At 50.2% G+C, this 13164-nt stretch carries 8 protein-coding genes; 2 read left to right on the plus strand and 6 right to left on the minus strand.

Going from position 1 to position 13164, the window contains the following annotated elements:
- Window positions 1-5632 (plus strand): putative Ig domain-containing protein (locus NG833_RS05185; protein ID WP_254564241.1); only part of this gene is annotated, 5632 nt, incomplete at its 5' end.
- A gap of 297 nt (window positions 5633-5929) precedes the next feature.
- Window positions 5930-6733 carry a Uma2 family endonuclease gene (locus NG833_RS05190; protein ID WP_254564242.1) on the plus strand — a complete coding sequence of 268 codons (804 nt, stop codon included), beginning with the start codon at window positions 5930-5932 and terminating at the stop codon, window positions 6731-6733.
- 386 nt (window positions 6734-7119) lie between these two features.
- Here the strand turns inward: NG833_RS05190 and NG833_RS05195 are convergent, their stop codons facing one another.
- The 6 genes from NG833_RS05195 to NG833_RS05215 form a co-directional block, all read right to left on the minus strand.
- Window positions 7120-7440 carry a hypothetical protein gene (locus NG833_RS05195; RefSeq protein WP_254564243.1) on the minus strand — a complete coding sequence of 107 codons (321 nt, stop codon included), beginning with the start codon at window positions 7438-7440 and terminating at the stop codon, window positions 7120-7122.
- Between the two features lie 94 nt (window positions 7441-7534).
- Window positions 7535-9286, minus strand: coding sequence for an iron uptake porin (locus NG833_RS05200; protein ID WP_254564244.1), 1752 nt, complete (start codon window positions 9284-9286; stop codon window positions 7535-7537).
- Between the two features lie 131 nt (window positions 9287-9417).
- A complete protein-coding gene (locus NG833_RS05205) occupies window positions 9418-10410 on the minus strand; it encodes a serine protease (RefSeq protein ID WP_254564245.1) in 993 nt (330 codons plus the stop codon).
- Between the two features lie 248 nt (window positions 10411-10658).
- Window positions 10659-10781 carry a hypothetical protein gene (locus NG833_RS30325; protein ID WP_256555828.1) on the minus strand — a complete coding sequence of 41 codons (123 nt, stop codon included), beginning with the start codon at window positions 10779-10781 and terminating at the stop codon, window positions 10659-10661.
- Between the two features lie 34 nt (window positions 10782-10815).
- Entirely contained in the window at window positions 10816-11349 is a 534-nt protein-coding gene (locus tag NG833_RS05210) for a COP23 domain-containing protein (protein WP_254564246.1), read from the minus strand.
- Between the two features lie 114 nt (window positions 11350-11463).
- The gene (locus NG833_RS05215) at window positions 11464-12009 is read right to left on the minus strand and encodes a COP23 domain-containing protein (RefSeq protein ID WP_254564247.1); all 546 of its coding nucleotides are present in this window, start codon (window positions 12007-12009) and stop codon (window positions 11464-11466) included.
- Window positions 12010-13164: the final 1155 nt, after the last annotated feature.

A 13164-nucleotide genomic window follows, 5' to 3' on the forward strand; every position in this document is an offset into this window, starting at 1 on the left:
GCCCCGACAATTAGTAATCATCGACCCTGGAGTTAAAGACTACCAAAGCCTCATACGCGGCATCTCCCCAAACACTGAAATCGCAATCCTGCATCCCGAAGCAGATGGCATCGAGCAAATTACCCAACTCCTGGCAGGAACATCAGTTGAGCGTCAAACCACAACCCTCCATTTAATCTCTCACGGAGCCCCCGGAACCCTCTACCTGGGCAACAGCACCCTAGAACTGAGCAACATCCAACAGTATCGCCATCACCTGCAACAGTGGCGCAAATCCCTCAGCCAAACCGCCAACCTGCTACTGTATGGATGCTCCGTCGCCGCAAGTAGCGCCGGACAACAGTTCTTAGAGCAACTGCACCAACTGCTAGGAACCGGCATCGCCGCCGCCACCACCCTAGTCGGCAACCCCGACAAAGGCGGCACATGGAACCTCCAGCAACTCTTTCCCCAGGGAATAGGCAACAGGCAACAGGCAACAGGAGAAACTCACTCCTCACCCCTGACCCTCTACACCCTCGCCACCTACCCCCAGACCCTGGGATTTGACCCCCAAACCACCTTCGCTGTGGGTACCGGTCCGAATTCCGTCACCGTAGGAGACTTCAACGGCGATGGCAACCCCGACTTAGCTGTGGCGAACCGCAACAGCAACACCGTCTCAGTGCTCATAGGAGACGGCAGTGGCAGTTTCGCCGCCCAAACCCCCTTCACTGTGGGTAACGCTCCGATTTCCGTCACCGTAGGAGACTTCAACGGCGATGGCAACCCCGACTTAGCTACGGCGAACCGCAGCAGCAACACCGTCTCAGTGCTAATAGGAGACGGCAGTGGCAGTTTCGCCCCCCAAACCACCTTTGCTACGGGTAGCGAGCCGAGTTCCGTCACCGTAGGAGACTTCAACGGCGATGGCAACCCCGACTTAGCTACGGCGAACTTCAGCAGCAACACCGTCTCAGTGCTAATAGGAGACGGCAGTGGCAGTTTCGCCCCCCAAACCACCTTTGCTGTGGGTTCCCGTGCGACTTCCGTCACCATAGGAGACTTCAACGGCGATGGCAACCCCGACTTAGCTACGGCGAACTTCAGCAGCAACACCGTCTCAGTGCTAATAGGAGACGGCAGTGGCAGTTTCGCCCCCCAAACCACCTTTGCTACGGGTGCCAATCCGCGTTCCGTCACCGTAGGAGACATCAACGGCGATGGCAACCCCGACTTAGCTGTGGCGAACAGTGGCAGCCAAACCGTCTCAGTCCTCCTCAACAACACCCCCACAGTCACCGCCGTCTCCGCCACTACCCCAAATGGCAGCTACGGTGTCAATTCGACAATCGACATCACTGTTACCTTCGATGCTGCCGTCACCGTAGACACCTCTGGAGGCACCCCCCGCCTGCAACTCGAAACCGGCACCATCGACCAGTATGCCACCTACACTGGAGGAAGCGGTACCACGACCCTCACCTTCCAATACACGGTGCAAGCTGGTGACACCGCCGCCGACTTAGAATATCTCTCCACCACCGCTTTAGAACTCAACGGCGGTACAATTAAAGATAATTTGATGGTGGATGCCGATTTAAACCTCCCCGCCTTGGTGAGTGCCTCCTCCCTCGGCGGCAGCAAAGCGATTGTTATCGAGACCACCGCACCCACACTCACCACCCTCACCCCCACCGACAACGCTACCAACGTCCCTGTGGGTAGCAACTTAGTCCTTGAATTTAACGAACCCATCAACCCAGGCACAGGCAACATCACGATTAAGAACGCATCGGATAACTCCGTTGTCGAAACCATTGCCATCACTGCCGCCAATGTCACCATCAGCGGCAATACAGTTACCATCAATCCCACAAATAATCTACAAGGCGGCACCGGCTACTATCTTGCCATCGATGCCACCGCCATCCAAGATGCTGCCGGAAACCCCTACTCTGGCATCAGCGATAGCACCACCTGGAACTTTACCACTGCCGATGCTGCACCCACCGTTGCCACTGCGATAACCGATGTCAGCGTTAACGAAGACGCCACCAACACCACCATCGATTTATCCACCGTCTTCACCGATAGCGATAATGACGATACTGCCATTACCAAAGCAGTATTAACCAACAGTAACTCCACTCTCGTCACCTCCAGCATCACCGGCAATACTCTCACCCTGGGATTCCAACCCAACCAACACGGCACTGCCGAGATTACCATCCAAGGCACCTCTAATGGATTAACCGTAGACGACACCTTTACCGTTACCGTCAATCCCGTTGCCGATACTCCCTCGGTGACTAACACCACCACCGACGAAGATACCCAAACCACCACCGGGTTAGTTCTCTCCCGTAACCCGGACGACAGTACCGAAGTTACCCATTTCAAAATTACCAATATTATCGATGGCACTCTGTACCAAAATGACGGCACCACCCCTATCAATAATGGCGACTTCATCACCTTTGCACAAGGCAATGCCGGGTTAAAATTTACCCCCAGCATTAACTCCACCAGCAACGGCAGCTTTCTGCTACAAGCATCCACCAGCAACAGCAATGCTGGATTAGGGGGAACTGCTGCCACCGCTACCGTTACCGTCAATCCCGTTAACGATGCACCCACCCTCAGCACAATCAGCAAATCGAGTGACGAAGATACTGTCATCACCTTCACTGCTGCTGATTTCACCAATGCTTACAGCGACATCGAAGGGGATAGCTTATCGAAAATTAAAATCACCTCCCTCCCCGATAACGGCACTCTGTTCTTAAGCGGTACGGCAGTTACGGCAAACCAGGAAATTGAGGTTGCCAACCTCGGCAACCTCACTTTTACCCCTGCCGCCAACTTCAACGGCACTACCAGTTTTGGGTGGAATGGATTTGATGGCACAACCTATGCCGCTACGGAAGCAACAGCAGTTTTAGCCATTGCAGTTGCCAACGACGCGCCAACATTAACCAATGTCAGCAAATCTGGCAGCGAAGATACCAATCTCACCTTTGCTGCTGCTGACTTTACTGCTGCCTTTGCCGATGCCGACAACGATACTTTATCGAAAATTAAAATCACCTCCCTCCCCGATAACGGGACCCTTTTCTTAAGCGGTACGGCAGTGACGGCAAACCAAGAAATTGAGGTTGCCGAGGTTGGCAACCTCACCTTTACCCCTGCCGCCAACTTCAACGGCACTACCAGTTTCGGGTGGAATGGATTTGACGGCATTACTTATGCCGATACCAATGCCACGGCAACCCTAAATATCGCTGCGGTTAACGATGCACCCATCGTTGCCGGAACCTTTGTCGCGCAAAGTGCGACCCAAGACGCGCCATTCACTTTCCAATTTGCCGACACCACTTTCACCGATGTGGATGGGGATACTTTAACCTACACTGCTACCTTAGCAGATGATTCGGCATTACCCACTTGGTTGAGTTTCAATGCCGCAACTCGCACTTTTAGCGGTACGCCAACTGCCAACAATATCGGCAGCATTAGTATTAAGGTACAAGCATCTGATGGTACTGCTACTGTCAGCGATACCTTTACTCTGACGGTAGACGATACTCCCAATACTGCACCAGTGGTGGGAAATGCCATTACCGATACTGCCGCTACTGTTACTGAAGCGTTTAACTTTACAATTCCAACGGGCACTTTTACCGATGCCGATGGCGACAACTTAACCCTGTCAGCAACCCTCGAAGATGGTTCGGCATTACCCACTTGGTTGAGTTTCAATGCCGCCACCCGCACTTTTAGCGGTACCCCAACTGCCAACAATATCGGCAGCATTAGTATCAAGGTACAAGCATCTGATGGTACTGCTACTGTCAGCGATACCTTTAGTTTGACGGTAGACGATACTCCCAATACTGCACCAACTCTTGCCAACGATATTGCTTCAACTCCGGATGCTACCGTTGACACCGCCTTTACTTATACGATTCCGGATGGCACCTTCACCGATGCCGATCGCAATCCGTTAACCTACACTGCTACTCTCGAAGATGGTTCGGCACTCCCTTCGTGGTTATCCTTTGATGCCACAACCGGCGTTTTCAGTGGTACTCCTACCGCCAATAATATCGGCACTTTGACTCTGAAAGTCACCGCCTCCGATGGCAGTGCTTCTGTCAGCGATAGCTTTACCCTCACGGTAGGCACTACACCCAATACTGCGCCGGTTGTCAGCAATGACATTGCTTCTACCCCCGATGCCACGGTTGACACCGCCTTTACCTATACGATTCCGGATGGCACCTTCACCGATGCCGATCGCAATCCGTTAACCTACACTGCCACTCTCGAAGATGGTTCAGCACTCCCTTCGTGGTTATCCTTTGATGCCACAACCGGCGTTTTCAGTGGTACTCCTACCGCCAATAATATCGGGACTTTGACTCTGAAAGTCACCGCCTCCGATGGCAGTGCTTCTGTCAGCGATAGCTTTACCCTCACGGTAGGCACGACAGAAACCCCCAATACTGCACCAACGGTGGGAACACCTATTTCTTCGGTGGTTCCCAATCTCACCGCTTCACAACCGTTTAGCTTTGCCATTCCCGAGGATGCATTTACCGACGCTGATGGAGATGCGCTCACATTTACGGCAACCCTACCCAATGGCGATCCGTTACCCTCCTGGTTGCGCTTTGACCCTAGTAGCGGCACCTTTAGCGGTTTACCGACAACTGCCAATATGGGCACTTTCACCATTCAAGTGAGTGCCTCTGATGGGACGGAAAGTGTTGCCACCAGTTTCTCCCTGAGTGTATTCTCCGCACAAAATACCATCACCCTGGGTAATTTCAAACCGTTGGGACCGGACATTTTTAATGAGTTTCTCGCCAATTTCCCGGGAACTTCTCCAGATTCACCTATGGTGGAGATTTCCCTTCCCGATTTATCTTCTATCTGCGATGGGGAAACGGTTATCCCTGAAGGGGTGAATCCGGTGATGGGAACTGGTGGAAATGATATCACTATTGCCACGCCAAATAATGATGGGATTTCCGGAATGGATGGGGATGATTTTATCTTGGCATTACCGGGAGATGATGTCATTCAAGGCGGCAATGGCAATGACTTTGCTAATGGCAACCAAGGCAACGACATCGTAGATGGTGGCAATGGCAACGATATCTTACATGGGGGTCAGGATGATGATACCCTGGTTGGTGGCCCTGGCAGTGATGATTTGTTCGGTGACAATGGTAATGATATTGTTTGCGGTGGCGCTGATTCTGACTTCCTCTATGGCAATCGTGGAGATGATACTCTCGACGGTGGCGATGGGGATGATGTGTTGTGGGGTGGTAAGGATAGTGATATCCTGATCGGCGGTAATGGTGATGATTGGTTGTTAGGCGATTTAGGGGATGATACAGTTGTCGGTGGTGGGGGACAAGACCGCTTTGTCATCCGTCAAAATGCCGGAGTTGATTTAATTGTTGACTTTACCGATGGCACAGATTTGATTGGTTTGGCATCGGGTTTATCCGTGTCAAATCTGAGTGTCACTCAAGGCAATTCTGGCACGTTAATTTATGCCGGAAATGACTTACTTGCCACGCTTAACGGTGTGGATGTTGGATTGATTACTCAAGACGATTTCTTTTTAGTTGGGTAATTCATAAACGGGTGAGGGGATGTCCCCTTACCCGGTTTACATATTGTTGGTAATCTGTAATTCGTAGGGACAAGGCAGTGCCTTGTCCTTTTGCTTGTGACCCCCAACTGCGATTAGTCTGTACCTGGGGAGAAGCGATCTCCCCTGTCTACATATTGTTGGCAATCTGCAATATTTTACCCTATAACTTTGACAAAACTGAAAAGATGTGGTAATGGATAGAGGTAAAAGAGGGATGTGAATTCTTCTGAATAAAAACGCTAAAATCCAAACAGGATATTATCAAAAACAACAATTATGGTAAACTACAAACTGCAAAATTTGCCTGATGCAGAAGAACTGCCATCTTCTGATGAGACCCCTGTGGATAACGAACTGCAAAATTTAATCCCCACCGTACTCCGAGCAATTTTAATCGAACTGTGGTCAAATCGCCTTGATTGGTTTTTTGGCATCAACATGGGAGTTTATCATGCAACGGGAGACAATCCCAGAATTCCGATTGTACCCGATGGATTCTTAAGTTTGGGAGTAACTAGGCTGAAAAATGCTGGGTTACGCAAAAGTTACATTGTTTGGACAGAAAATAATATCGTTCCAATTTGGGTATTGGAAGTGGTTTCGGAAACTTATGGCGCAGAATACGATGAGAAAATGGCGGTTTATGCTAAACTCGGCGTCCTGTATTATGTGATTTACAATCCAGATTTCTGGCGTCGAGAAAATCGCGATCCGTTGGAAATACATAAGTTAATCGATGGCGAATATATCCGCCTTTCGGGGGAACCCGTATGGATACCGGAAATTGGATTGGGAATTGGACGCGGGTTGGGGACGTTTGATCGCACTCAGCGAGAGTGGTTGTATTGGTACGATGAAGAGGGAAACCGCTATCCCACACCAGAGGAAGTCGCCTACCGGGAACGCCAACGCGCTGAAACTGAACGCCAAAACGCTGAAACCGAACGCCAACGCGCTGAAACTGAACGCCAACGCGCTGAAACCGAACGTCAAAACGCTGAAACTGAACGTCAACGCGCCGATCGCCTAGCACAACTGCTACTTCAACAAGGGATCGACCCGGATGATTTATCGCCATAAACCCTTTGAATTTATCTGCGATCGCCATCCTTAGCGCTTTTAAGTGCAACGTCCTGGGTAATCCCTCCCCTGACCCAGAACCCATGACCTAGATCACAGAAACCCGAGTTCTTCAAGAACCCTTTTTTCTGCCACTCAGGCGCGGCAAAAAAAAAGGGTGAGGGGGATTGCATTTCTTGACTGAATGCCATATCATATTCATAATGGAAATATTGACTCTAATAATATTTTTGCAAAGCCTCCGATTATAAATAAAAATTTATCAGAGTCAATCCCCCCTGTCAAGCAAATTTTCCTTTTTTTAAAGAAAATTTTGTAAAGTTTTGCAACAATCAGTGAAAATCAGTGAAATCAGTGGTTAAAAATCTATAAATCAGTGGTTAATGTCACCGCCCCCTAACCCCACCGCGAGGAATAATCACATCAGTCGGGTCAAAAATCGGCCCAATCCCCCGAACTTCTGGAGAAATCGGTACAAGTCCGGCATCGCTTTCCACGCCACCACCAATGGTTCCGCCACCGATCGGGTCACTATTCCCATTCAGGGCATCCCGTAAAAAATTGTCAAATCCCCGTTGTTCAAATCCTCGTCTTTCCTCTTCAGAAAAAGTGGGTTGAATTCGGTCACGGAGTCTGGGGGGACAAGCGGGAACAGGACGGGTTCCGGGTCTAGCTTCGACGAGACAGGGTGGGGTTTCTTGGGACATGACCCTCGCGCAGGAAAAGAGGCCCAACAGGAGAGGGAATACACTCAGGGATATAATTAAATTTGAAACGGATTTAGACATGGGTAGAAGTCTCCTAAAAGCGGAAGGTAGTGCGAATAGTGCCGATAAAAATATCTTCATTATTAGCATTATGTTCGGGATTGGTGATGTACATCATGCCTGGAGTAATAGAAATGCGATCGCTGACTCGCCAGCGATAAAAGGTTTCAAAATGCAGGGAGGTATCGGGGTCTTCCCCTAGAAGTAAATCGGTGCCATCCACTAATTTCGGGGGTTGACCGACGAGCAAGGCGAGCAAATCTCCGGGTCTGCCGAAGGGGTCGGAATATCCCAGGGAAAAGAGGTAGGTGGTACTGGTGGCAGAGGCATCGGAAACGGTGGAGTTTGTGAACATCCAGGCTCCCCAAGTACCAAAGGTGAGGTTAGGATGAAAGCGCCATTGCAGGGAACCCCCGATCGCATTAATCTGAGCCGGTTCATCCATAAACCCGCCCGTATCTGCCAGAAAGCTGCCGGTGAAAGTATCCAGGCGGCCATCTTTGGCGTAGGCATTCACATAGGTTAAACCCGCGATCGCATTATTAGTTGGTTTGAGTAGCAATTGTATCCCCGTCGCACTATGATCAGCACCTGCTATCCCACCGCCTTCGGTCAGACTGCTACTATTGCGCGTGCCATAAGCCGCCTGTAATCGCACGCGATCGCTCAGTAACCAATCCACCCCGGCACCGGCATCGAGACTGCCAATTTTAAAAATCGGACTCGCTTCGGCAAACCGGGATAGGGCACCTCGACCGGCATCAAAATAGCCGGAGTTAGCGGTCAGAACACTACTTAAACTAAAGCCAACCGGACGGAAAGTCACCACCGCGCGATCCGTTACAGCAAAGCGATATTCTAACTTATCCAAAACCACGCGATCTCTAAATCCACCTTGATAAGACAGCAATGCCATATCCGTATTAAAAGACTCCGGATTGGCAAAACCGCGATCGCTAAAATTGCCCGAAGATAACTCTAGTCGGAGTCGATCTCTCCCCGTAAAAGAAGCCACCACCCCGACGCGAGCGAGATAAGAAAACACCAGATTATTCTCTCCCTCTCCTGGCGGTTCTCCCCCAGTCCCTCCAGTTAAGGCAAAAATTGCTTCTCCCCCCAACACTGCCGTGGGGGAAAATTGTTGCGACTCTAATTCAGCAGTTCGCAGTTCTAAATTTTCCACCCGACCTTGTAACGTTGCCAATTCTGCGGCAAATTCCCGTTGCAACTGTTCCAGGGCCGTTAAATCATCCCCAGAAATCACTTCCCCGGCACTGGCGACTTGCTCATTTATCCGTTCCAGGCAGGCATTCAAACCGGCAGCAAACTCATAGCGGGTTAAAGCCCGATTTCCCCGAAACGTCCCATCCGGATAGCCTTGAATACAACGGTAGCGCTCAATCAAGGATTGGAGAGCTTGAAATGCCCAGTCCGTGGGTTGAACGTCGGAGAGTTGCGAGACTGAGGTCGTTTGAGCCATTGGGTCCGTATCCAGGTCTGGGGAAGGAATCCCGAAATCCCCGGATTGGGGAGCAACTCCCCCAATCGAGTCATCAAAGACCTGTTTTCTCAAGGAGCCTGCGGAGGCAGGCTTCGTCTGTATAGCCCCACCCTTGAGGGTGCGGTTTTTTGCTGAGGCGTTGGGACTTTCTGTGGGAGGTTGAAGCAGTTGCCGGTCCTCTGCCTGGGAGGGTTCTCCCCTATGCATCCAGGCAGGAGAAGCAGTTGCCCTAATGGAGGGCAATGTCACGAGAAAGACGACAACACCAGCAATAGCGGTTTTCATGCGAGTCAGATAAAACAAGCTGTGGATAAGGTCTCTGGGATAAAATGCCACATAAAGGGGGGAAAGGGGGTAGGGTGTTTCCCATCTCATTCTCTAGGAAGCGGTCCCAAAATGGGGAAATTAAGCGCGCCTCAATTACAGGGTTCTCCCAGTAAGAGGCTAGAGCAACCTCCAGAGGGGCCATCCCGCAGGAGCGATCGCAAGAAGGTAAAATCTTTATAAATATCTTCGATGGTGTCCGCCTGTTCCATATTGGTCAGACCGTGGGCGATTACTGCTGGGTCCACCGGAGGTTTGGCAAAGGCGAGGGCCAGTTGCTCCCGTTGAACGCGATCGATAAAATGCAGGGTTTGAATCCCGCAACTATTGTTTTGGCTTAACTCCGGATCGACACAATAGCGGTCTTCCTGAGCGCGTCCCCGTCCGTGAATGCCGACTAACTCGCCCTCTTGGTTAAAAACGGGTCCTCCACTCATCCCCCGCTTCGTCTCATTGGTATAGAGCAAGCTGTATCCCCCATCATCCGAGGGAGGATTGGCAATGTCCGTAAGATTTCCCTCTCGGAATTCGCGGACTCGGCGGGCGCTATCGTCGTCAGGATTGGGCCAACCGGAGATATAGACAGGTGCACCGCGATCGATGTGGGGGGAGTCTCCCATCACCGCAATGGGATAGTCTTGATTACTGGTAAAGGTGACGATCGCCAAATCTAGTCCCTGAATCGTCTCGCCGAACTCGCCTAGTTCTTCTCCCAGGGGGATAATATTACTTTGGGTGTCCACATCATCCACCTGATGCACTTTGCCGTCACTGGTCCTGACCCCATAAACCACTTCTCGGGTTCTGACGACATGGAGGGCGGTTAAGACGGAGTAAGTATTGCCATCCCGGGCGACAATCACCCCAGATCCGGGATTCCATTCTTGGCGGGCTTCGATGTCTCCTTCTTGTAACCCTTGGGCAATAATTACCGTGGTTTGGGAGGCGATCGCATTCACCTGTTCCGGGGCTAAGGAGCGACTCGCCACCAGGGGGAGGGCCAGGGTCATCCGCAGACCGAAGGTCATCGCCACAGCGAAGGTTGTGGCCAACAAATAAGTTGGAAATCGACAAAATAATAGCATAAAAATGGGGTAATATAGAGTTTTGAATCGAGGGGTTTAACGGGAGAATTATTAACCCTTCAAGCCCATGTTTTCCTGATAAGTTAGACCCCGGCCCACGAATTTTAATCCGGGTGGAACCCGAAGGATGATAGAGCTTTTGTGATGGGAGCTACCTAGGGCGTGAATTGCTCCGGTAACTTGGGATATGTTCTCTGTATTTTTCTGAATAAAAAACCTAGAGAAAGTTTCGCCTCTCTCTAGGTTATTTACGAATGGACACTCTCCCGGAGTGACCAACGGGCGCGATGGGGCGGTGCAAAGCTTGGCGATCGCGCCGCATTCCGCACGCATCGCGGGCTATCTGGATAAAGCTCATACGCTTTCCTCACTTCTTTTCTCCTTGGGGTTCAAATAGAATCTCCACTACCCGGTCAAAATTAGCGTAGGCAGGGGGGAAAAATCCTGCAACAAATTCCCCACTACGACTAGGTTAATTAAGCTATCCGTCCCGAGCAATCCCGCCAGCAATCTAGCGGGTTCGGCGCGGTTATTGCCATTGAAGGCAAACAAAACATTTTGGCGATTACAGCCGACATCAGTGCTATTCACCGCACAAACTACCATCTGGCCATTGACTCGTCCCACGGTGAGATATAACCCACTCAGACTATTGCCATTATTATGCAATACGGCATTCAGTTGGTTTGACACCTGCTGACAGGTTGCCAGAGATTCATCGGAAGTCTGATAGTCTTGATTTCTCCAAGAAATCATCGACTCTGAGACAGAACCATCGGTTCGGACCGCTCGAATCGTATAAAAGTTATCCGAAGGCTGGCATTCAAAAGACACCACTGAAGTGGGGGATGACGCCATACTGCTGGGGGATAGGAGTAAACTGCCTGGGGTTGCCAGTAAAAGGGCTGCAACCCATCGGCCCATTTTTTTCAGACTCATAATTCGGTTCTCTTTCCTGACTGGACCCATCGACTGAAATCGTGCCATTCCAGCTCGCCAAAACGAGGGCGATTTCCAGCAAAATGCTTTGTACAACGTTCGAGGATAGGAGGATTAGAACAATTGATTAACTAAGATGTCTAAATCCACATAAGGTTGTCCCCCCGACTCTTGAATGGCGTTGCCGCTACCCACGACCCCAGAACTGGCCAGATTTCTTAACATTTGGCTCGGGTTACGACGGTTGGCATGGTTGAGGGTAAACAGCACATTTCTAGTGTTACAACCCGATCGCGTACTGCTAACGGCACAAAGGACCGCCTCACCATTAACTAATCCTGCCGTCATGTACAGTCCCTGTAAACTCTGGTTATTTTCCTGTAACAAGCTATTGAGCCGGTTTGTGACTTCTGTACAGCGGCGTTCCGGGGTGTATCCTGCACCGCTAAATTCCTCAGTTTTCCAGACGATCATCGGGTCAGACACCTGTCCATTTTGGCGAACCGCTAGGGTAACGAAGAGTTGATCCTCAGAAATCTGACACTGAAAGGAACTCAGGGGTGCCGCAGACTGAGCCACCGATTTTTGAGCGCTGATTAGGGGGACAGAGGTGGCTACAACTCCAGCGATCGCGACTTGTAATAGCTGTTTAAGATTCATGGGTTCCTCTCCTGTATAGACTAAATAGAATGACGTTTAAATGCTTCAAAATTATCCTGAATTTCATCCTTCAATTTCTCCAGTCTCCCTCAATCCGAGGTTAACTTTTATGAAGCCCCCCCCCAAAAAAATTGTCCGCGAGGGAATAATCGCGATCGCCAGACTGATTGCTCTATCGGCGAGTCAGGACTTCTAAACCGCTGGATGTAACCCGGTAACTCTGACTCAGGCGGGTTATGCTTCGATGACGCTATGACTCTCCAGCCCTCCACAAACGGAATATCTGGAAAACCACTCACCCCTAAACTCCCCCCCTACCTGCTCGAAGACGGAAAACCTGGGTCAGGGTTTCGCATTCTTAAAGTATGGGATTCAAGAGCAGCTCTCGTCATCCCCTTTAGAGTCTCTACAAGTGGTGCAGTTCCTATTGAAAGCTTATCTCTAAAGGAGGATGCTATAAAATCATTGATATGATATCAATCCTATTGTTCCCTAGATAACAGGAAAATCCGTGTAAATCTTTAGTAAAGCTACTGCTCTATAGATTCCATCTAAAAAAATTATATAACCCAACCCTGACTGGACCAATGAGACAAGAAGCCGGAAAGATAAAAATTGGGTAAAGTTTTATCTGGAGAGGGTAAAGCTCTCTGGGGCTCTTCCCTGGTTCCGGATGCTCTTGACCCGGATTAGTCGGTTAAGAGTTCTCGTTCAAGGAGCGCTAAGGGTCCCGTGAAATTACGGAGATAAAAACCCCTTGCGAACTCATCGGTAAAGATTTTTAAAACCGGGGTTATTGACTAAATTCCTGGCCAGGAACACGAAATCTGGGCCGTGAAAACAGGTTTATTCTCCTTTTGATTGAATCCTCTAGCCAGTCCTGGGGCCTTCATTCAGGGCTCAAGTTATAGGACCAAAAATCAGGTCTCACCGCCCTATTTTCTGGCACATCAGTAAACTATTTATCAAAAAACCAGGTTTTTCTTCCCTTGACGATACCAGAGACCTAGCTCATCCGGAGCCTACCCGGTCGTGGGGATCGGGAATCCGGTTTCTCATCGAAGTTTTGGGCTTTCATCCATCAGTTTGATCTGAAAACTGGGTGTCCGAGATTGTACGGATCCCCTAGAAAAATAGTCCGGGTTCTCCTGTCGG

This window comes from Oscillatoria sp. HE19RPO (assembly GCF_024220515.1).
GTDB lineage: Bacteria > Cyanobacteriota > Cyanobacteriia > Cyanobacteriales > Laspinemataceae > Laspinema.